Origin of the sequence: Maribacter sp. 4U21 (assembly GCF_002742365.1) — a bacterium.
Lineage (GTDB): Bacteria > Bacteroidota > Bacteroidia > Flavobacteriales > Flavobacteriaceae > Maribacter.
The window spans coordinates 31,536-53,917 of sequence record NZ_MDGN01000050.1; the positions used below are offsets into that span (position 1 = coordinate 31,536).

Genomic DNA, 22,382 nt, shown 5'->3' on the forward strand with positions numbered 1-22,382 from the left:
TTTATTTAGCTTTTGCTTTTTCTGCTTTACGCGCCTTTTTAGCTTCGCTCTTCAGGACACGTTTGGATATGTGAATACTAACTTGATACAGGATTAAGACCGGAATGGCAACTATTATTTGACTGGCTACATCCGGGGGGGTAATTACCGCTGAAAGAATCAACACAATAACCAATGCTATCTTTCGGTATTTCTTCATTATTTCAGGAGTTACCAAACCTACTTTGGTCAAAAAGAAAATAATGATGGGTAACTCGAACAAGATACCACAGGCGATTACAGATGCCCTAACTGTAGAAATATAGGAAGCTAAATCGAATTCATTGGTAACTTCGGCACTTACTTGGTACGTGCCCAGGAAGTTTATGGATAATGGTGCAACCACATAATAACCAAATAGCACTCCCATGAAAAAGAGGAGGGAGGCGATAAGTATAAAACCCCTAGAATTTTTGCGTTCTTTCTCATACAATCCTGGACTAATAAATTTCCACATTTCATAGAGTACATAAGGGAAACCTATAATAAAACCTGCCCAGATTGATGTCCATATATGGGCGGAGAACTGACCGGACATTAATCTACTTTGAATAGTGAAAGGTAGTTTGTCCGCGCAAAAAGCGGAATCAAATCCTAAAAATGTAGCGATATCACAAAAAAGCCTATACGTAGGAAAGTCCATTTTTTTAGGGCCAAAAATGACCGTATCAAATATGAAGCCTCTAAACATAAAGGCGGCCACACCTATGATGACAATGGCGAGCGTAGATCTTATCAAATGCCATCTAAGCTCTTCTAGATGGTCCAAGAAAGACATCTCGTTTGGTGGAGTAATACTTTTATTTCCCATTATAAAATTCCTTCATTTATAAGATTATGTAAATGAATTACACCTTTATACTGGCCCTTGTCCATTGCCAATAACTGGGAAATTCCTTTCTTCTGCATTAGTTCCAAGGCTTTAAGCGCCAAGGTATCCATTTCAACGGTCTGAGGGTTGGCGGTCATTATATCTTTCGCAGATAATCCTTTTATATTATCGTGCTTGTTTAGCATTCTTCTGATATCCCCATCGGTTATTATTCCAACTATCTTCTCATCCTGTAGCACAGCTGTTACACCAAGCATCTTTTTAGAAATCTCAACGATTACTTTCTTAATATCCGTATCCGTATCCACTCGTGGAATTTGATTATTTTTTGCAATATCCGCTACCCGTAAATACAATCGCTTTCCTAAGGAACCGCCAGGGTGGTATTTTGCAAAATCGGTACTACTGAATCCTTTTAAATTTAATAGTACAATGGCCAATGCGTCCCCGATAACTAGTTGTGCCGTAGTACTAGTCGTGGGTGCTAGACCATTTGGGCAGGCTTCTTTCTCTACATAAGTGTTCAGCACATAGTCCGCTTGCTTTGCTAAAAAGGAATCTAAATTCCCGGTCATTGCTATGAGTTTGTTGTTGCCGCGTTTAATTAACGGAATAAGCATTTTAATCTCTGGTGTACTTCCACTTTTAGAAATACAGATGACCACATCATTGTCTTGAATTGTACCTAAATCTCCATGTATAGCGTCTCCGGCATGCATAAAAATTGCAGGGGTACCCGTAGAATTCAAGGTCGCTACTATTTTTGAGGCAATAATGGCGCTCTTACCTATTCCGGAAATGATTACCCTGCCTTTAGAGGCAATAATACAGTTGGCCGCATCAGGGAAATCAGTAGTCAGTAGCTCGGCGAGATGCCCAATAGCATTACGTTCAATTTCAATAGTTCGCTTTGCTAATTCGATAATTCGTTGTGCGGATGTGAATGTATTATTCAATTTTATGGATTGTATTCCTAAAAGATTATCTTATCTTTAAGATTACAAAATTACGGAAACTTACTTTTAGTAAGATATCTATCAAGTAATATTTTGGATATGCAACCAACGTTCTAATGATTTTGATTTTATTTACTTGTGCAATAGATATTCCTCTCACGAAATAGTAGAAGGTGACATACGATAAAGGTTTAAGTGAAACTGATTTACACGCCGCGTTAAAAAAATATTTTGGATTTTCTAAGTTCAAAGGTCTTCAGGAAGGCGTTGTACAGAATATATTAGAAGGAAAAAATTCTTTTGTAATTATGCCTACCGGTGGAGGAAAATCGCTCTGCTATCAACTTCCTGCGCTCATGCAGCCTGGCACGGCAATTATAGTTTCGCCTTTAATTGCGTTAATGAAGAACCAAGTAGACGCCATAAGAGGTATTTCTAGCGAAGTGGGTATTGCGCACGTGCTTAATTCTTCTTTGAACAAGACCGAAGTAAAACAAGTAAAGCAGGATATTGTTGATGGCGTCACTAAATTACTTTATGTAGCTCCGGAATCGCTAACAAAAGAGGAGAACGTAGAATTTCTTAGAACTGTAAAAATTTCTTTCGTAGCCGTTGATGAGGCGCATTGTATTTCTGAATGGGGTCATGATTTTAGACCCGAGTACAGAAACTTGAAGTCTATTATTGCTCGTCTAGACGATACCATACCCATTATTGGATTAACCGCCACCGCTACTCCTAAAGTACAGGAAGATATCATAAAGAACTTGGGAATTACCGATGCCAAACTCTTTAAGGCCTCATTTAATAGGCCGAATTTATTTTATGAGGTACGTACCAAGACCGAAAATATAGAGGCGGATATCATCCGCTTTGTGAAACAGAATTCTGGTAAATCCGGCATTATCTATTGTTTAAGTCGTAAGAAGGTTGAAGAGCTCGCGCAGGTACTTCAAGTAAATGGTGTGAGTGCTGTCCCTTATCACGCAGGGTTTGATGCAAAAACCAGGTCAAAATACCAAGATATGTTCTTGATGGAAGATGTAGATGTGGTCGTGGCAACTATCGCATTTGGTATGGGAATAGACAAGCCAGATGTTCGTTTTGTCATACATCATGATATTCCTAAAAGTATTGAAAGTTATTATCAGGAAACGGGTAGGGCCGGCCGTGATGGAGGTGAAGGACACTGCCTAGCTTTTTATTCGTATAAGGATATTGAGAAGCTAGAGAAGTTCATGTCCGGTAAACCTGTAGCGGAACAAGAAATCGGAAATGCGCTGTTACAAGAGGTCGTAGCTTATGCAGAAACTTCCATGTCCAGACGTAAATTTATGCTTCATTATTTTGGAGAACAGTTTGATGAGGTGAATGGTGATGGAGCGGATATGGACGATAATACGCGTAATCCAAAGGATAAAGTAGAATCCATGGACGATGTAGTGAAGCTTCTGAAAGTCGTGCAGGGTACGAGCGAAAAATTTAAGTCAAAAGAAATCGTATTTACTTTACTGGGTAAAACGAACGCGATTATTTCTTCCCATAAGACCAGTGAAAAAGAATTTTTCGGTATTGGTGCTGATAAGGACAAAAGCCATTGGATGGCTTTGGTGAGACAGGTGTTGGTTGCCGGTATCTTGAAAAAGGAAATTGAACAATATGGTGTACTTCATATTACGCCCAAAGGACATGATTTTCTGAAGAATCCTGGTTCGTTCCTGATGACTAAAGACCACGTCTACAGCGCCGAAAACGACAATGCTATTGTCGGCGCCGCTAAATCGGGCGGAGTAGCAGATGAAAAATTATTAAAACAGCTTAAAAGCTTAAGAAAGGCCCAGGCTGATAAGTTAGGTGTACCCCCTTTTGTCGTGTTCCAAGATCCCTCCTTAGAGGATATGGCCATGAAGTATCCTATTACCCAAGAAGAACTGCTGAACGTGCATGGTGTAGGAGAAGGAAAGGCCAAGAAATATGGAAAACCCTTTGTAACATTTATTGGAACCTATGTTGAGGAAAACGAAATTATACGACCGGACGACCTTGTGGTTAAAAGCACGGGTGCCAATTCTGGCTTAAAGTTATACATCATCCAAAATGTAGACCGTAAACTTCCTTTAACGGATATTGCCTCCGCCAAAGGCTTAGAGATTTCCGATTTGATTAAGGAAATGGAACAAATCGTATTTAGTGGTACCAAATTGAATCTTAGTTACTGGATAGATGAGGTGTTGGATGAAGAGCAACAAGAAGAGATTCACGACTACTTCCTTGAAGCTGAGACCGATGATGTTGAAGAAGCAATGACGGAGTTCGATGGGGAATATGAGGACGAGGAGTTACGCTTGTATCGACTTAAGTTCATAAGTGAGGTGGCTAACTAGTTAAGCTACTGTTTTTTCCATTAATCTAATGACCATTTCCTCAGTATTGAACGTGGCTCTTATGCCAATGGGAAAGGTGAAGTTCTGTGCTACATGACCAAAACTCATCCCGTACACCGCAGGTATTCCTAGCGGTTTTATCCTATCTATAAGCACTTCCTTTAAGGTAAAGGAATTAGGATTGGTACTTTTATTACAGCCGGCGAAAACTCCGAATACGATACCCGTAGCTTTCTTAAAAGTAGGCCCCTCGATGAGTTGGGTCAACATCCGGTCTATACGATATGGGGCCTCTTCTACATCTTCAATGCAAACGATGGTATCCGTAAAATCTATTTCGTGGGGGGTTCCTATAAGCGCATTAATAAGTGTTAAACTGCCTCCACATAGAATTCCTTCAGCTTTACCTTTGGTGATAGTATATCTTTCGTATTCAGGATTACCTATATATTCCGGTAGAAGAACTGTATTGTGAATTGATTTTAAATTTCTGTGGGATGTCAATATTTCTGAAAGCGACTTTTGGCTATAGACATCATTCAAGGTACTTCCCACTGGTCCATGAAAGGTTACTAATCCGGTCATTTTATAAATTCCGTTAAGTAGCGCTGTTACGTCACTAAAACCTATTAGGGCTTTAGGATTTTTCTTAATAGCCTCATAATCTATAAGATTCATTATTCGTGTACAGCCATAGCCACCTCTAACACATAATACGGCATCAACCTCAGTATTGTTAAACATGTGATTTAAATCTTTTGCCCGTTCCGCGTCGGTATTACTGAAATATCCATGTCTTTTATTGAGTCTTTCTGTGTAGTATGGTATAAACCCCATGGCCGTCAGGGTCTGTTTCGTCTCTTCTAAGACCTTTGCGGGAAAAGTATAGCCCGGGGCAATTAAACCAATGGTATCTCCTATCCTTAGGCCTTTAGGTAGAATTTTTACCTCCTGATGCGTCGCGTTTTCCGTTTTTGAAAACAATATGTAAGGTGCTAGTGTGGTAAGGGATAGTCCCATTAGTCCATTAAAAAACCTTCGTCTGGAATGATGCATAAATGTGATTATTTTTCTTTTTAAAAATAGGCATTCCATAAGAATTGTATTTTGTTTAACTAAATCAATAAAAAATTAAACAATATTTATGATTTATGTGTTAGTGATAGCCGTACTTTTATCAGAAATCTAAAAACAACACTATGAAAAAGATTAAGATTACATTATTGAGTACAATGCTATTTTTAGGTACTACAGCCGTATTAAAAGCGCAAAACATTGTGGGTGTAGCCGCAGGAAATGACAATTTCACTACGTTGGTTACTGCGGTGAAAGCTGCGGAATTAGTAGACACATTAAGTGGAGATGGACCTTTTACCGTTTTTGCGCCAGTTAATGATGCCTTTGCAGCTTTACCAGAAGGTACAGTAGCTACGTTACTGAAACCTGAAAGTAAAGATGCGTTAACGGGTATTCTCACCTATCATGTTGTTGCGGGAGAGTATAAGGCGGCAGCTGTAGTAGAGGCAATCAATGGAAATAATGGTTCTTTCCCTGTAACAACCGTACAAGGAGGAATTATTGAACTGTCGTTACAAGATGGGAAGGTTATGCTAAAAGATGAAAAAGGAAATAGCGCGACAGTGGTTATGGCCGATGTTTCGGCTTCTAACGGTGTAATACACGCTATAGATACGGTAGTAATGCCCAAATAATTGGCAGAAAAGTTTCCCCAAGACAAAAGCCTTAGTTCTTTGAAACTAAGGCTTTTTATTTACAATAATGTCGTTTTTATTTATGGGGCAGAAGTGCCTCCGTTGTTATTTTTAGCTCTTCTTAGTTGTCTTTGAATTTTCTTAATTGCGGACTCAATTGATTTTTCTGGCTCTATAATATTATATTCCCCCCAAAAATCTGGGTCTGCAAAACCTATTGCCTCGTCGCTTAAAATAATACTGGACTTAATCCGCTCTTTGGATTTAGGAACAGTATTGGTGAGATTTTTCTCCCAATCCGTTATGGCCATTTCGCAGCTCATACTGTAAACGGAGTTGAACAGTCTTTTATCCCAGTCTACCTTGAACTCCAAAAGGGCATTACTATAGCCGTAATACCATTTACCATCTTTTTCCCTGTAATCAACCCTATAGGCTACCTCGGTCGGCCAAACATTGGCATTTCGTGGTTTCTTCCTTACAAACATCCGTGCTGCCAAATTTTTATCCGTTATATTCAACGAGTAGATAGCACTGGTCAATATTTTTTTATCTGCATCAATATAGAGTTTGCCTTTGTACATTGGGTCAATATATTCGGGCTTTTGCTCAAATTTAACTACATAAATAAGCTTATCATTTACCCTTGTAGAATTTACAAAAGAGAAGTTGTAATAATTTATAGATTCGTCGGTGAAGATGTAATCAGGATATTTAACCATATCCACGAACAAGGCATTGAAGGGTCCGCCCTGTAATTTAAGTGCTACAGTATCCAGTTTGCTGTAATCCGTACTCTTTCTTGCCTTATAGAGTTTAAGAGCATCAGTTCTGTTAGAGGTATAAGGCGTTTTATAAATATTTACCACGGCCTCGGAAAGACTTACGTTTTTTCTTCTTTTCTTAATCGTTTCCCTATAAAATGCGGTCATTACCGTAGGGTCACTAATATAATTTTCACCTTTTTTCTTTAGTGTTTCACGGACTAGACCTTCCGCATCTTTCGGTACTTTTATATTTACCTCTGAAAGTTGCGTAACCGATTCGGTCATGAACAGTTTGTTATTGTTTTCCTTTAACTCAGATATAGGCAAGCTTAAAGACTTATAGCCTAAGAAAGAGATATTTATAGTGCCATTGCTTTTGGCTTCAGGAACTTTAAGCAGAAACTTTCCTTCTGTATTGGTAATGGTGCTAACATTACTACTTTCTAAACTAAGTGTGGCAAAAACCAAGGGTTTTTTGGTGTCTTTATCTAAAACTTCTCCCGAATATTCTTTAAAGCTATCTTGTTGTGCCAAGACATTGGTGCCAAAGGTCACCACCATCAAAATCGATACGAAAAAAGATTTGATAAAGACTTTTTTTTCTGTTGTAGTACTATTGTATTTCATAATTTTCTTTGCAAATTTTTGTAACTCTAAGTTAATGATTTTAAGAGGAGTAGCATCATAAAAAATCTTAAAATTAGGCACCTTTTTACAGATTTAATATTCCACTTGCCTGTTTATTCATTATCCCAATCATCTTAGAAAACCCTGATTTTACTAGATCATCCGGATTTATACTACTCCGATGCTTGCGTCAAAATAAATATTGGCTTTATTCCTAATGCCTCGAAGTTCTGCCCCGAGGTCATTTTTTTAAGGTTTACGAATTGTTGGTGGTTTATTTCTTATGAGATATGACACATAAGACTTGCCTTAGGGGCCGACTGATGAAACGGTCTCCAAAGGCGGTTATTTTGGTTCTTCATATGTCTTGGATGAAGTACTTACCAATCTATTGATTTCCTCTAGTTCTTTTGAGGTAAGCTTTCTCCATTTCCCAACGGGTAGGTCCAAGTTTACGTTCATGATTCTAATACGCTTCAATTTTTTAACCCTGTATCCCAAATATTCGCACATGCGTCGTATTTGCCTGTTCAATCCTTGGGTTAGTATAATACGAAACTGGTACTTGCTGACTTCAAAAACCTTACATTTTCTTGTTACCGTATCTAGAATTGGGACCCCATTTCTCATTTTGTTTAGGAAATCATGATGTATAGGTTGGTCCACGGTAACCAAATACTCTTTTTCATGGTTGTTTCTAGCTCTTAAAATTTTATTTACAATATCTCCATCATCGGTTAAAAAAATTAAACCTTCGCTTGGCTTGTCCAGCCTGCCGATGGGGAAGATTCTTTTAGGGTAATTTATAAAATCTATGATATTGTCCTTTTCTACGCCCGTATCCGTAGTACAAACGATACCTACGGGTTTGTTAAAGGCTAGGTACACGTTTTCGTCTTTGGTCATAGTAATCAATTCACCATCAACGTGGACCACATCACTTGGTGAAATTTTCGTTCCCATTTCTGGCACCACGCCATTTATTGTCACTCTTCCTTCGTCTATGAGTTTATCTGCAGCCCGTCTAGAGCAATGGCCCGCTTCGCTAAGAAACTTATTTATCCTGATGAGTCTGTTTTCTTCTGGCATAGCGCTGTGGTACAACTATAAATTAGTTTTTTCTCTCTATTTCTAAGCGATGAATTTCTCTTCCTAATTCTGCTAAAAACGGGATACCAACAGCATCGTATTCATACACGTTATCATTGAAAATACCGTCCTTATTTACCAAGATGGTCGCGGTAATCAAAAAATCCACGTTATTTTTTTCATCTTTAATATAGGCGCAATCCGTTAAGGTGCCATAGGCAAAACCCACCTTATTATAAATTTTAATATGGTCTGGTATGGTCTTCTTTGTGTCCCCGTACATGAAAAATTTGCAGTAACCGTCATAATAATTATCCGGGTCGTAACCAACTTTTCTTGGTAAGGTGTGCATTGCGTTCAATAAGAAATCATGTTGATTTTTAGAAAGGTTAAAACGTTCGTTCGTTGAAAATTTTTCAGGGAAGATTACGCGCTTTAATAGTTTGTGTTGCGTACTAACAGGATAATAATTCTTTAGGCTAAAATTGAACGGTTCATTGATTTGCTCATCATCTTCGTAATAGCCAATGCCTTTGTGTATTGCATTAAGCTTTAAGGGGAACGGCGCGCTATTTAGCGAAGGTTCGGTAGGCGTTGTGGTACTATCGTTCAAATAGATGATCAGCGGTTTTGTCGTTAACTCATCGGTATGGTAGCCCAATCTATGTGCTATTCTAACAGGGGACAGACCTTTTTCTTCTAAACCTTTGTTGATAGCGTCTTGGCCAAGAAATTCAACAAGTCTATTATTCGCCAGATTATTGCTAACGGCAAATATTTGGGAAATATCTTTTGCAAAGGTTGTCTCTATGGAATCTCCTTCTACGTAATACCTGGTTTCTCTGGTAAGCGTGTCCGTCTCGTTGAGTCTTTCCAAGGCCATCACCGCAACTGGAAATTTAACGGTGCTAGCAGGATAAAAATAATTATCATCATCGACTTGAAAATCGTAATCCACAAAATGGATACTGTCTCCAGTGCGGTTAATTTGAGTGTACCGAATTTGAACTTCATATTGCTCCACACTATCCATAACGCGTTTAATGGCAGGTTTTTCGGATGCCAAGGCAAGTGCCAATAGATTTTCATCCCTATTATTATTTTGGCAAGAAATGAAGGTGAAGCACACCATTACTAAAGTGTAGAATAGCTTTTTCATTTAATCTGTTTTAGAGGTGTAAAGCTCACCTCGATGAGGTTTTAGAACATCCCTTATGGTAATCATATTTTTTTCTTCTACTACCATGTAAGCTATACTGTGCATGTCGTTCAATTGCTCATGACCGGTAATGTTCAAACCGATTTCTTCAATTGCGATATAATCCTGAAGATGCTTTTCGTGGTGCTCTGCAGTAGGTAAGGCAGCAGGTCCTCTAAAATCCCAGATAAGTTTAATGTTCCTTGCCAATTATAATAAGGTTAAATTAGGTGATAAGATTCACTGATATGCTAATGCGAAAATAGCAAAATTAGATAGTAGCCCCTAAAATTGTGTTAAGTAAAGTAAGCGGTTCTTGCATGGGATTTTGTATTTGCTATTTTTGCCAAATGCTTTTTAATAAGATATCTACACAAAAAGTTTTGATGCGTGCTGTTCTCCGTGCGTTAATATTCTTGGTATTACTATCCTCTTGTGATGCTTATTTTAAGAAGAAAGAAGAGCGTGCGCCTTTAGCTAGGGTTGGTGAAGCCTATCTGTTCAAAGAAGATATCGCAAATTTAATTACCTCCGGAATGTCCAAGGCAGATAGTGCTTCCTTTGTGTCTAACTATATTAACAGCTGGGCGTCAAAACAATTGCTATTAACAAAATCTAAAATTAACTTATCGGAACAAAAGCTTAAGGAATTTGATGCTCTGGTAGCTAATTATAGAGCGGATTTATATACTCGGGCCTACAAAGAAGCATTGGTTAGTCAAGGTGCCGACTCGGTAATTACCGATAATCAGTTACAAGAGTTTTATAATCAGGAAAACGAGAATTTTAGGTTAAAGGAGCGCCTTGTACAAATAAGGTTCATAGAATTGCCCAAAGCATTCTTAAATAAGGAAGAGGTCATTAAAAGTTTAAAAAACTTTGAACCGAAGGATATTGCCTACCTCGACTCTATTGGAGTGCAGTTTAAAAAGCTGCATTTTAATGATTCTATTTGGGTAACCTCCTCCAGGGTGTTAGAGGAAATCACTGCGATAACCGCCGCTAACGAAGATAAGTACTTAAAAAAATCACAATTTTTTGAATTGGAGGATTCAATAGCGGTATATTTGGGTAAAATTGAGGATGTTAAGCAAGTAAATGATATTGCACCACTATCCTTTATTTCGCCCACCATAAAACAAGTTTTATTAAGTCGTAGAAAATTAGACTACCTACGTAAGCTAGAAACTGAAATCATAGATGAAGCGATTAGAGATAAAGAATTTGAGATATTTTCAAAAAATGAATAAATTCATTTTATTGTTAGTGTTTGGTTCGTGTGCTTTTCACATAACCGCACAGGACTCAATACCGGTTGTTCCGGATAACCAAGCAGAACCTATGGAACCCATAGCTGAGGCACAGGTTTCTGAAAAGAAGGATTCCATATCAAACTTCAAGAAAATTAAGCTTGATGGTATTGCCGCTGTGGTGGGAGATTATGTAATATTGGATTCTGATATTGAAAAGACCTTAATCGATTTAAAAAGTCAGGGTGCATCAACGGAAGATATTACCCATTGCGGACTTCTAGGTAAATTAATGGAAGACCGTTTATATGCACATCAAGCGGTACAGGATAGTATCTTGGTCTCCGATGATGAGGTAAATGCTACCGGCGATCGTCAATTACAGTCGCTTGTGCAACAGATCGGTTCAATGGACAAGGTCTTGAAATATTACAAAAAAGAGGACGAGGCCAGTTTTAGGGAGGAGCTTTACAAAATCAATAAATTGCGTATGCTTTCTGAAAGAATGCAGCAAAACATTGTTAAGGACATAGAGATAACTCCTGAAGAGGTTCGTCAGTTTTTCAATAAGATACAAGAGAGTGAAAGACCTGTTTTTGGGGCAGAACTGGAAATTTCCCAAATAGTGAAAGAGCCAAAGCCTACAGAGGCTGAAAAACAAAAAGTAATAGATAAGCTGAATCAGATTAAAGCGGATATCGAGGATAATGACGCTAGTTTTAGCGTAAAGGCCATATTGTATTCACAAGATCCGGGTTCTAAATCTAAAGGTGGATTGTACAACGGTATTACAAAGAAATCTGGTTTTGTAAAAGAATTCAAGGATGTAGCGTTTAGTCTAAAGGAGGGTGAGGTTTCCGAACCTTTCGAGACCCAGTTTGGTTATCATATTATTTACATAGAAAAGATACGAGGGCAGGAATTAGATTTAAGACACATTTTATTGCAGCCCGAGATACCTGATGCTGCCATGGAGGAGGCCAAGAAAGAGCTGGATACCATTCGAAAGAAAATTATGGAAGGGGAGTTTACTTTTGCTGAAGCGGCATTGAATTTTTCTGATGAAAAAGAAACTAAATTCGATGGTGGACTGCTTAGGAATCCACAAGATTTTAGTTCTAGATTTGAATTGACTAAAATGGACCCATCACTTTATAATCAGGTGAGAAATTTGAAGGATAATGAGATATCCTATCCATTAATTGAAGAAGACCCACGTGGTGGCGCCCCTAAATATAAGATTGTTCAGGTTTCCAATAGATTCGATGAGCATACGGCAGATTTCGCAAAGGATTACACAAAAATTCAACAATTAGCACTTACGGAAAAGCAGTTCAACGCTATAAAAAAATGGATGGACGAGCATATTGAGGATACCTACATCAGTGTTAACGAAGCAAACAGAGCTTGCGATTTCGCTAATAACTGGGTTAAAGAATAAGTATATGTCAGACGTTGCCGCGCTTAACAATTTAGTTGAAAAACACAATGCGCTTAAGAAAGAGATAGGAAAAATTATTGTGGGTCAAACAGAAGTTATTGACCAAATCCTATTATCAATTTACACGGGAGGACATTCCTTGCTTATTGGTGTTCCTGGCCTCGCTAAAACCTTAATGGTCAATACCATTGCCCAGGCTTTAGGGCTAGACTTTAAGAGAATTCAGTTTACCCCGGATCTAATGCCAAGTGATATCTTGGGAAGTGAAGTTTTAGACCAGGCTAGAAATTTTAAGTTCATTAAAGGACCCATATTTTCCAATATTATCCTTGCGGATGAAATTAATAGAACACCTCCAAAAACACAAGCGGCCTTATTAGAGGCCATGCAGGAGCGTGCGGTTACCATTGCAGGTCATCAACATAAGTTAGCATTACCGTATTTTGTGTTGGCTACTCAGAACCCCATAGAACAAGAAGGAACGTATCCGCTTCCTGAAGCACAGTTAGACCGGTTTATGTTTGCCATAGAGTTGAAGTATCCCTCAATCGAGGAAGAAATCCAGGTCGTTAAAAACACCACTTCAATGGCATCTAATCAGGTTGTTCCCCAATTCTCGGCAAAAGAAATTATCGAAGTGCAGGAGCTTGTACGCCGTATACCCGTTCCTGATAATGTTGTGGAGTATGCCGTAAAATTGGTGAACAGCACCAGGCCTAATTTAGTGTCCGCTTCTGACTACGTAAAGCAATATGTAGATTGGGGCGCTGGTCCTAGAGCATCTCAAAATTTAATATTAGGCGCTAAAGCCAATGCAGCGATCAATGGTAAATATTCTCCGGATATTGAAGATGTCCAAGCCGTTGTAAAGGGTATTTTAAAGCACCGTATCATTAAAAACTACAAAGCAGAGGCAGAGGGAATTACGGAGGAAGCGATTATTGATAAACTTCTTTAACCAATATCATAATAAAATATTTTTTCTCCTGTTATTTACGCGTGGGTATATAGACTTTGCTAGTCACAGCGTCTCAAATCTATTAATTCCTTAAAAACGAGGTTTTCATTCTTAGAAAGTTTTAAATGCCCCTTAGATTTTCTTAAATTTACAATATTGCTTTAACCTTAAAATAAATAAATAATGGCATTCGATATCGATATGATTAAAGGGGTGTACGCCAATATGGCGGAGCGAGTTGACAAAGCTCGTGAGATCGTGGGTAAACCACTGACCCTTTCGGAGAAAATATTATACTCTCATTTATGGGACGGTAACCCAAGTAAGGCATTTGTCCGAGGTAAGGACTATGTAGATTTTGCTCCGGATCGTATTGCTTGCCAAGATGCAACGGCTCAAATGGCTTTGCTTCAATTTATGCAAGCAGGGAAGCCAAAAGTCGCTGTGCCAACAACCGTACACTGTGATCACTTAATACAAGCTAAAAATGGGGCCGCAGCCGATTTAAAGTTTGCGAATACTTCCAGTGCTGAGGTTTTTGATTTCCTGGAGTCCGTGTCTAATAAGTACGGCATAGGGTTTTGGAAGCCAGGGGCAGGTATTATTCATCAAGTAGTCTTGGAGAACTATGCTTTTCCAGGTGGTATGATGATAGGGACGGACTCCCATACGGTTAATGCAGGCGGATTAGGAATGGTGGCCATTGGTGTTGGTGGTGCAGATGCGGTAGATGTTATGGCAGGTATGGCTTGGGAACTTAAGTTTCCTAAGTTGATAGGGGTTAGGTTAACAGGAAACATTTCCGGTTGGACAGCACCTAAGGACGTAATTCTTAAAGTAGCGGAAATACTTACCGTCAAAGGAGGTACCGGAGCTATCGTGGAATATTTTGGACCTGGTGCAAAAGCATTATCCTGTACAGGAAAGGGTACCATTTGTAATATGGGAGCTGAAATTGGGGCAACGACCTCTACTTTTGGATACGATGAATCGATGGAGCGTTATTTAAGGGCTACCGACAGAGCAGATGTAGCTGATGCCGCGAACAAAGTGAAAGATTATTTAACGGCTGATGAAGATGTATATGCAAATCCAGAGCAGTACTTTGATCAAGTGATAGATATAGATTTAACGGAATTGAACCCCTTACTGAATGGGCCGTTCACTCCGGATTTATCTACACCCGTAGGTAGCGACATGACCGAAAAAGCCACTAAAAATGACTGGCCTATTCAAGTAGAATGGGGCTTAATAGGTTCGTGTACCAATTCATCCTATGAAGATTTATCACGTGCATCGTCCATAGCGCAACAGGCTTTGGATAAAGCTTTAAAAATGAAAGCGGAATTAGGTATTAATCCAGGTTCCGAGCAAGTTCGTTTTACTGCGGAAAGAGATGGTATCCTTGGAATTTTCGAGGATTTGGATGCAAAGATTTTTACGAACGCTTGTGGTCCTTGTATCGGGCAATGGGCGCGCTATAGTGATCCTAAAAATGCACCGAAAAACAGTATTGTACACTCTTTCAATAGGAACTTTGCCAAGCGTGCGGATGGTAATCCAAACACACACGCTTTCGTAGCTTCACCAGAGATTACGGCGGCCATAGCCGTCGCAGGTCGTTTGGATTTTAACCCTATGAAAGACACCCTGATCAATGAAAACGGAGAAGAGGTTAGATTTGACGAACCAACAGGTTGGGAGCTTCCACCTAAAGGCTTCGAAGTAGAAGATGCTGGGTTTTTAGCACCTATGGAAGACGGTTCCGGTGTAAAGGTTGTAGTGGACGATTCTTCTGAGAGACTTCAGCTTTTGGAGCCATTTGTACCTATTAAAAATGAAGAGTTACAAGGAGTAAAGTTGCTTATTAAAGCCTTTGGAAAATGTACGACTGACCATATTTCTATGGCCGGACCGTGGTTGCGTTTTAGAGGACATTTGGACAATATTGCCAATAATACACTTATCGGCGCTGTAAACGCTTACAATAAGAAAACCAATTTTGTAAAAAATCAACTTACTGGTGAGTATGGTGGTGTTCCTGATACACAAAGGGCCTATAAGGCTGCTGGTATCAAGTCTATCGTTGTAGGCGACCATAATTATGGCGAGGGTTCCTCTAGGGAGCACGCCGCGATGCAGCCTAGACATTTAGGAGTGGCTGCCGTATTAGTGAAGTCCTTTGCAAGAATCCATGAGACGAACCTCAAGAAACAGGGGATGCTTGGTCTTACCTTTGCTAATGAAAGTGACTATGACTTAATACAAGAGGACGATACGTTTAACTTTATAGATATTGTAGATTTTGCACCGGACAAACCTCTAACCTTGGAGATAGTTCATGCTGATGGCAGTAAAGATACCATCAAAGTAAATCATACTTACAACGAGGCTCAGATAGGATGGTTCAAAGAAGGTTCTGCGTTGAACGTGATTAAGCGTGAAAATGCAGCTTAATAAACACAAATAGTTTCAGAAAACTCCCGATATTCCTCGGGAGTTTTTTAGTTTTGGGCACTACGTTAGTAAAATGAAAAAACAGACCGTTTATACTTTATTGATAATTGCCTTTGTACTCTCTTTTTTTGTTACGCCTTTGGGCGACTTTAGTAAAATAATATTGAATCGCTTGTTCGCTACGGCACCAACGGTAATACAAAACGAGAATAGGGGTAAGATTACCGATTACAAGTGGAGATTAAAAAATTCCGAGTGGGATTTTATCAGCTTTGAGGAGGCTAAGGGAAAAGTCGTTTTTATCAACTTTTGGGCGTCATGGCACCTACCATCAAAGGCTCAATTAAAGGACATTCAGACCTTATACGATGCATATAAGGGCAAGGTTTCATTTTATATTATTACGAATGAGGAACGTGTGCCGGTGGAACTTTTCATGGAGAAGAACGGCTATACTTTTCCTGTAACCTATCAAATTATTGGTGACCCTAGTCCACTGACTTTGTTGAAGCCTCCTGGTTCTTACATCTTAGATAAGAACGGGGCCATTGCGGTACATCAAAATGCCATAGCGGATTGGGATAACGAAACGGTATTTACCCTATTGGACACTTTGCTTCAAGAAAAATAGAAACTCACTCAAAAATAAAAATAGAAGTAAAAGAAGAAGAAGAACTGTGCTAGGTATAAATTTAGTGAGAATACCTTGTCTCCATTTATCTTTAATAACCTAAGGATACCTTGGAACAGTAGCCCCAATAGAAACCACGAAATGTAATTCAGTAGAGGTGGTTCGTTACCAAGAAATTCCCAAAAGTTAAACCTTGCCGCGCTGGCTTCCATAAAAAAGTCTAGGAGCACCATTAACGAAGCAGCAAGAACCATTTTTATAAATATATCGGTTTTTAGAAAGTCTGTAATGCTCATGGTAATGAACGTGAGTAGTGCCCAATACGAACCGATTAAAAGAGGAACTCCTGCTATTTTTATTCCAAAATTAGTTCCATAATCATAATCTCCAAAGAGAAGTCCTGTCGTAATACCTAACCATTCGGCAAACATGCCTACAATAAAAAAGAGTAAAAAAGCCCCGCCTTTTTTAAGGCTATTTACGGGATAAACGAAAAGAAAGAGAAGAAGCGACAAACAGAGGTTAAGAGGTGTTTTTTCGATAAACCAATCTACGTGTCCGAGAGTTATACCAATAATTGCGGTGCTATGAAAAAGCCATACCAATACAATGGCCCAACCATTTTTTATTGGAAGAATTTCTTTAGGTTCCATGTATCGGTGCGTCTTGGATTAAATCACTCGTTATTTTGGCCGATAGGAGGCACAAGGGTATTCCGCCACCAGGATGTACAGAACCACCACAAAAATATAATCCAGAAATATGGGAACTAAAATTAGGATGTCTTAAAAAAGCAGCGAATTTAGAATTGCTCGAAGCACCATAAAGAGCTCCTCCTACGGAACCTGTTTTCTTTTCTATCTGAAGAGGGTCTAAACTGGCCTCTTCAACTATATATTTTTCAATATCCGTTCCAAGTATCTTATTGGTCTTTTCAATAATTTTTTTTCTTACCCTACTTTTAATTCTATCCCAATCCTGTCCACTTGCCGAAGGCGCATTAACCATAACAAACCAGTTTTCGCATCCTTTCGGCGCATCCTTAGGACTGTTCTTGCTGGATATGTTTATATAGACTGTAGGGTCTTCCGGGGGTTTTTTCTCATTGAAAATGGCGTTGAATTCCTTTTGGTAATCGGAGCTAAAGAAAATGTTATGTAAATCTAATTCAGGAAAGCTCCGGGCAATGCCCCAATAAAATATAATTGCCGAACTCGATTTTTCTTGGTTCAGGGTTCTCTTGTTTTTTTTTTGCGCAACCAGTAAATCTTTATAGGTCGCTGCTATATCAGCGTTGGTTACCACAACATCCGCCGGGTAGTATCCTACTCTGGTATTAATTCCTGTTACTTTACCATTAGTAATAGCGATATTCTCGACTCGTTCCTCAAAGTAAAATTGTACACCTTGAGAAATAGCAAGTTTATATAAGCTTTTGGTAATGTTGTGCATACCGCCTTCCGGGAAATAGGTTCCCATATCCATTTCAAGATGTGGAATCATGGACATGATTCCTGGAGTTTTGTACGGGTCAGAACCGTTATAGGTAGCGTACCTATTAAAAAGCTGAACTATTTTAGGATTGTTAAAACTTGTTGTATTAACATCGTTCAACGTCCCGTAAAGGTCTAGTTTCTTAAAATTGATGAGCGCCTTGAGGGTATCCTTGGATATATAGGTTTTTAGTTTGTGAAGTGAACTTTCTAAAAATAATTTTGCCGTTAAGTCATACTTTTTTTTATTTTTTTGGAGATAATTTTCAACGGCTACCTTGTTTTCCCCAAAATTAGAAACTAAACTTTTTGCAAATAAATCCGGTTTAGTTGAGGCGTTAAAACTTGTGCCGTCTTCCCAAAAATAAAAACAGGAATGGTCTTTTTTTATGTAGTTAAAGTGTTCGGAGGCTTGTTCGTTAAAAAGCTCGAATAATTCAGTAACCAAATGTGGCATAGTAAATAATGAAGGTCCCCAATCGAATCTATATGGTCCTAAGGAAAATTCGTGCAGTTTTCCTCCTGGATAGGCATTACCTTCAAATACAGCTACTGTATAGCCTTTTTTTCTTAGCCTTAGTGCAACGGCTAGACCAGCAATACCGGCACCTACTACTAAAGCTTTGGACATTTTATTTTTTAAAATACTTGAACGGAACAAATAACATTCCAAAGCATTCACCATCACCCTTGCCTAAATGCTTGTGATGTATCTTGTGTGCCCTTCTAACGCCTTTTGCATACCAGTGATTGGCGTTCCTGAATAATTTAAACCTTTGATGTATGAATATATCGTGTACCAAAAAATAGGCGGCTCCATAGGCCATAATGCCAAAACCTAAAGGCCAGCCGTACCAAAAACCGTTTGCTGCCGCATAGAATAGGGACATGCTAACCACTGCGTAAAAAATAAAAAAGGCATCGTTTCTTTCAAACCAAGAATCATGATCTTTATGATGATGGTCCTTATGAAGACTCCAAAGAAAGCCATGCATTACATATTTATGTGTAAACCACGCCATAAATTCCATTAAGGAAAACGTACCTAAAAAAATAAGTATCCAGATTGCTGTTTTCATCTAAACTAAATTCATTTTATATTTAACATAGGATCTAGCCAAAAGACCAAACTTCTGATAATTGGGAACTCTTATTCGAGTGTTTTTAATATCTAACGACGGTGTATTTTGAAGTTTCTGTAATAATTTATAGTAGTATTTATAAGCTGTGTAAACACCAAATTTTGCTTCCATCGGTAATTTTAAAATTCCTTCGTAGCCTAACTGAAAGTCTGCCCTAATTTCATCTACAATCCTTTTTTTAGAATCCTCGTCCAATTCGATAAGGTTGGTATTAGGAAAATAGGAACGGTTCAGTTCCTCAAAATCGGCCTTTACATCTCTTAAAAAATTCACCTTTTGAAAGGCAGAACCTAAAGCCATTGCAGATTCTTTGAGACTATCATACGAATCAGGACATCCTTTTACAAAAACTTTTAAACACATTAAACCTACGACATCGGCGGAACCATAGATGTATTCTTTGTATTCCTGATCGGTCTTGTAGATACTTTTGGTTAGGTCCATTCGCATGCTTTTCATAAAAGAATCCACTAAATGTTTGGGAATTTTATATTTATGGAAGGTGTGTTGAAAAGAGTTCAATATAGGGTTTAGGCTAATTTTTGATTCTAGGGCTTCTTCTAAATCTGTATCAAACTTATTAAAAAGTACATCTTTATCGTAATCATGGAAAGTGTCTACTATCTCGTCCGCAAAGCGAACAAAACCATAAATATTATAAATATCACTTCGTATAGAGTTATCCAGCATTTTAGTGGCCAATGCAAAAGAAGTACTGTATTTCTCTGTTACGAGCTTACTGCACTGATAGGAGACGATGTCAAAAGTAACTTTCATTCCGGTACTAATTATCTTTAACTATTAATTCCGACACTAATTTGCCGGATATTAAAGAAGGGGGAACCCCAGGTCCTGGAACTGTAAGTTGGCCTGTAAAAAAAAGATTTTGCACCTTCTTGCTCTTTAGTTTTGGTCTTAAAAATGCAGTTTGGGAAAGGGTATTGGCCATCCCATAAGCGTTGCCTTTATAAGAGTTATATTTTTCTATGAAATCGTTAACACAGAAAGATTCCTTGAAGATAATATTATTTGTAATCTTTTGACCTGTTCTTTTCTCAAATCTATCCATTATTAAATTGAAATATTGACTTCTTAGGGCAGGGGTATCGCTTAGTCCGGGAGCGATAGGGACTAGGAAAAACCCTGTCTCACAATTGTTTGGAGCCATTTTTTCGTCCGTTACCGATGGGAAATTAGCATAAAATAGGGGGTCTGTAGGCCACTTGGGATTGTCATATATTTCTTGTGCATGAACCTCAAAATCGGTATCAAAGAATAAATTATGATGCCGTATGTTCTTTAATTTTTTATCAAACCCTACATAGAAGAGTAATGATGAAGGCGCAAAGGTTTTCTTGTCCCAATAACTTTCTTTGTACTGTCTATACTTTTTATCCAATAAACCCTCCGAGTGGTGATAATCTGCACCACTTAATACCACATCGGCATTTATGGTCTCTCCATCACATAAAACTCCTTGACTTGAACCATTGTTCACAACAATTTTCTCAACAGCTTTACCTGTATGAATGTTCACTCCAAGTTCTTCTGCTAGACTTTTCATGGCTTTAATAATTTCATACATGCCGCCCTGCGGGTGCCACGTGCCTAGACCGAAGTCTGCAAAATTCATAAAGCTGTAAAAAGATGGGGTTTTACTCGGTTTGGCACCTAGAAATAGTACGGGAAATTCCAAGGTCGCTATAAGCTTGGGATTTTTAAATCTTCTGCGGACTTCCGTACTTATTGTTTTGAAAAACTGGTCTACCTTAAGTATCGTTTCCTTTGTAACCAATTCTAATGGAGAGATTCCAGGTCTTAGGACTACCTTGTTAATGGCGATATCGTAATTTTCCTGCGCTTGGGATATGAACTTGCGTAACTTTTTTGCGCTGCCTTTTTCTATCCTTTCGAACTCCGAACAAATTTTATCCATTGAATCTCCAATGGTAATCACATCATCGGAAAAGAAAATTTTGTACGCAGGACTTAGCTTGTCCAACTGGTAGTAATCACTGGTTTTTTTTCCGAAATCAGCGAAGAATTTATCAAAAATATCGGGCATCCAATACCAACTTGGACCCATGTCAAAAGTAAAACCCTCTTTGGTAAATTGAGAAGCTCTGCCGCCTACGGTTCTGTTTTTTTCGTAAATAGAAACTTCAAAACCCTCCTTTGCAAGATAACAGGCTGCTGAAAAGGATGAGAATCCAGAACCTATAACGATAACTTTTTTAGCCATTTATTTTGAGATGTTTACCTCTTAAAGTTTGCTTATTACCTCCTCTATGGATGTAAACGTCTTAACGAATTTTGGGAGTTTAGCTTCATCGATATGCTGAACTTGCCTTCCCAATATCCATAGATTAGGATTGTTGTACTCGGACACTAATTCTTCAAAATCCTTGATATATTTGTTTATCCGGTCCTTTTCAGGAACTACGGTAAAATAGGAAAGAAAGTAGATATCTTCGAAGTATTTCATTACATCCATTAAGTTTTCCATTGGTATGGTCTGCCCTAAATAAATGCATTTATAGCCCCGAAGTACAATTTCGTAGTTAAGATATAGCAAGCCAATTTCATGGATTTCATTTTCCGGTAAGTAGGCCACAAAAACTTTATCAGTTTTTGTAGGCTTCAAGTGTTGTAATTTCTCCGTGTTCAGTAATATTTTCTGTTTTATAAGACTAGTTATAAAGTGCTCATGAGCCGGACTAATCGTATCTGTTTGCCATAACAATCCTAGTTCGTTAAGCAACGGAATAAAGGTCTCTTTGAAAATTTCTCTGAACGACTGTTGACTAAGGAGATTGTTATACGTATTAAAGAAGATGGTCTGGTCAAAATTGACCATGGCCAACTTAAACGAATTTATGGCGTGATTCTTATTACTGTTTTTGGCAACTATTTCCCTGACCACTAGCGGTATTTCGTTTTCAGGTATTTTTGCAATCTTAGAAATTTTATGTCCGTTGTGATAAAGTAGTGTAACGTTCAAAAGCTTCTGAAGGCTTGCCAAACTGTAGTTCCTGATATTGGTATCGGTTCTTTCAGGTGATAGCAAATTGTACCGCTTTTCCCATATTCTTATGGTATGGGCCTTAATCCCAGAAAGATTTTCTAAATCACGGATACTGAATTGTTTTTTTACGTTGTTCATACTTTTTAAAAAATAGTTAAACAAATTTACAACATTATGCCGTAGGTAAGAAAAATGCTTCGTTAAATTTTTACCAATGAAAAAGTCAGGATTAACCTGACTTTCATGTGCCCACGACTAGATTCGAACTAGCACGTCCTTGCGAACACTACCCCCTCAAGGTAGCGTGTCTACCAATTTCACCACGTGGGCAAGTTTTATAAGGCCACAAAGATAAAAAGGTATCTCTGATATCATAATAAA

Annotated in this window: 20 protein-coding genes and 1 tRNA gene; 7 read left to right on the forward strand and 14 right to left on the reverse strand. The window is 38.4% G+C overall.

Annotated elements, in window-relative coordinates:
* Position 1 precedes the first annotated feature (1 nt).
* Positions 2–850 (reverse strand): twin-arginine translocase subunit TatC, encoded by an 849-nt coding sequence (gene tatC / locus BFP77_RS10000; RefSeq protein WP_099573889.1) that lies wholly within the window; start codon positions 848–850, stop codon positions 2–4.
* Positions 850–1,827, reverse strand: coding sequence for a KpsF/GutQ family sugar-phosphate isomerase (locus BFP77_RS10005; protein ID WP_099573890.1), 978 nt, complete (start codon positions 1,825–1,827; stop codon positions 850–852). The genes tatC and BFP77_RS10005 overlap by 1 nt, the downstream gene beginning before the upstream one ends.
* 173 nt (positions 1,828–2,000) lie before the next feature.
* Between BFP77_RS10005 and BFP77_RS10010 the strand changes: the two genes are divergently transcribed.
* Entirely contained in the window at positions 2,001–4,211 is a 2,211-nt protein-coding gene (locus BFP77_RS10010; protein WP_099573891.1) for a RecQ family ATP-dependent DNA helicase, read from the forward strand.
* Here BFP77_RS10010 and BFP77_RS10015 read toward each other — a convergent pair whose 3' ends face one another.
* Entirely contained in the window at positions 4,212–5,267 is a 1,056-nt protein-coding gene (locus BFP77_RS10015; protein ID WP_099573945.1) for a S66 peptidase family protein, read from the reverse strand.
* Positions 5,268–5,443: 176 nt separating this feature from the next.
* Here BFP77_RS10015 and BFP77_RS10020 point away from each other — a divergent pair, with 176 nt between their 5' ends.
* Positions 5,444–5,923 carry a fasciclin domain-containing protein gene (locus BFP77_RS10020; protein WP_257212936.1) on the forward strand — a complete coding sequence of 160 codons (480 nt, stop codon included), beginning with the start codon at positions 5,444–5,446 and terminating at the stop codon, positions 5,921–5,923.
* Between the two features lie 80 nt (positions 5,924–6,003).
* Here the strand turns inward: BFP77_RS10020 and BFP77_RS10025 are convergent, their stop codons facing one another.
* The 4 genes from BFP77_RS10025 to BFP77_RS10040 form a co-directional block, all read right to left on the reverse strand.
* Positions 6,004–7,317 (reverse strand): carboxypeptidase-like regulatory domain-containing protein, encoded by a 1,314-nt coding sequence (locus BFP77_RS10025; protein WP_099573946.1) that lies wholly within the window; start codon positions 7,315–7,317, stop codon positions 6,004–6,006.
* Positions 7,318–7,662: 345 nt separating this feature from the next.
* Complete coding sequence (gene rluF / locus BFP77_RS10030; RefSeq protein WP_099573893.1) at positions 7,663–8,406, reverse strand: 23S rRNA pseudouridine(2604) synthase RluF; 744 nt, start codon at positions 8,404–8,406, stop codon at positions 7,663–7,665.
* 22 nt (positions 8,407–8,428) lie between these two features.
* Positions 8,429–9,565, reverse strand: a complete 1,137-nt coding sequence (locus tag BFP77_RS10035) for a serine hydrolase (protein ID WP_099573894.1) — start codon at positions 9,563–9,565, stop codon at positions 8,429–8,431.
* Positions 9,566–9,814, reverse strand: a complete 249-nt coding sequence (locus BFP77_RS10040) for a hypothetical protein (RefSeq protein ID WP_099573895.1) — start codon at positions 9,812–9,814, stop codon at positions 9,566–9,568.
* A gap of 176 nt (positions 9,815–9,990) precedes the next feature.
* On the opposite strand from BFP77_RS10040, the gene BFP77_RS10045 reads away from it, so the two are divergent.
* The 5 genes from BFP77_RS10045 to BFP77_RS10065 all read left to right on the forward strand — a co-directional run bounded on the left by BFP77_RS10045 (position 9,991) and on the right by BFP77_RS10065 (position 16,341).
* The gene (locus tag BFP77_RS10045) at positions 9,991–10,854 is read left to right on the forward strand and encodes a peptidyl-prolyl cis-trans isomerase (RefSeq protein ID WP_257212934.1); all 864 of its coding nucleotides are present in this window, start codon (positions 9,991–9,993) and stop codon (positions 10,852–10,854) included.
* Positions 10,847–12,295 carry a peptidylprolyl isomerase gene (locus BFP77_RS10050; RefSeq protein ID WP_373604825.1) on the forward strand — a complete coding sequence of 483 codons (1,449 nt, stop codon included), beginning with the start codon at positions 10,847–10,849 and terminating at the stop codon, positions 12,293–12,295. Before BFP77_RS10045 ends, BFP77_RS10050 begins: the two co-directional genes overlap by 8 nt.
* A 4-nt stretch (positions 12,296–12,299) precedes the next feature.
* The gene (locus tag BFP77_RS10055) at positions 12,300–13,253 is read left to right on the forward strand and encodes an AAA family ATPase (RefSeq protein WP_099573897.1); all 954 of its coding nucleotides are present in this window, start codon (positions 12,300–12,302) and stop codon (positions 13,251–13,253) included.
* Between the two features lie 183 nt (positions 13,254–13,436).
* Positions 13,437–15,710 carry an aconitate hydratase gene (locus tag BFP77_RS10060; protein ID WP_099573898.1) on the forward strand — a complete coding sequence of 758 codons (2,274 nt, stop codon included), beginning with the start codon at positions 13,437–13,439 and terminating at the stop codon, positions 15,708–15,710.
* A 73-nt stretch (positions 15,711–15,783) separates the two neighbouring features.
* The gene (locus tag BFP77_RS10065; protein WP_099573899.1) at positions 15,784–16,341 is read left to right on the forward strand and encodes a TlpA family protein disulfide reductase; all 558 of its coding nucleotides are present in this window, start codon (positions 15,784–15,786) and stop codon (positions 16,339–16,341) included.
* 8 nt (positions 16,342–16,349) lie between these two features.
* On the opposite strand, the gene BFP77_RS10070 is transcribed toward BFP77_RS10065, so the two are convergent.
* From BFP77_RS10070 to BFP77_RS10100, 7 genes are all read right to left on the reverse strand, one after another.
* The gene (locus BFP77_RS10070; protein ID WP_099573900.1) at positions 16,350–16,994 is read right to left on the reverse strand and encodes a carotenoid biosynthesis protein; all 645 of its coding nucleotides are present in this window, start codon (positions 16,992–16,994) and stop codon (positions 16,350–16,352) included.
* Positions 16,984–18,465, reverse strand: coding sequence for a 1-hydroxycarotenoid 3,4-desaturase CrtD (gene crtD, locus BFP77_RS10075; RefSeq protein ID WP_099573901.1), 1,482 nt, complete (start codon positions 18,463–18,465; stop codon positions 16,984–16,986). The genes BFP77_RS10070 and crtD overlap by 11 nt, the downstream gene beginning before the upstream one ends.
* Position 18,466: 1 nt before the next feature.
* Positions 18,467–18,913, reverse strand: coding sequence for a sterol desaturase family protein (locus BFP77_RS10080; RefSeq protein WP_099573902.1), 447 nt, complete (start codon positions 18,911–18,913; stop codon positions 18,467–18,469).
* Complete coding sequence (locus BFP77_RS10085; protein WP_099573903.1) at positions 18,914–19,753, reverse strand: phytoene/squalene synthase family protein; 840 nt, start codon at positions 19,751–19,753, stop codon at positions 18,914–18,916.
* 7 nt (positions 19,754–19,760) lie between these two features.
* Positions 19,761–21,218: a phytoene desaturase family protein gene (locus tag BFP77_RS10090; protein ID WP_099573904.1), complete on the reverse strand. Its 1,458-nt coding sequence runs from the start codon at positions 21,216–21,218 to the stop codon at positions 19,761–19,763.
* A 21-nt stretch (positions 21,219–21,239) separates the two neighbouring features.
* Positions 21,240–22,139: a MerR family transcriptional regulator gene (locus tag BFP77_RS10095; RefSeq protein ID WP_099573905.1), complete on the reverse strand. Its 900-nt coding sequence runs from the start codon at positions 22,137–22,139 to the stop codon at positions 21,240–21,242.
* Between the two features lie 108 nt (positions 22,140–22,247).
* Positions 22,248–22,331, reverse strand: a tRNA-Leu gene (locus BFP77_RS10100).
* Positions 22,332–22,382: the final 51 nt, after the last annotated feature.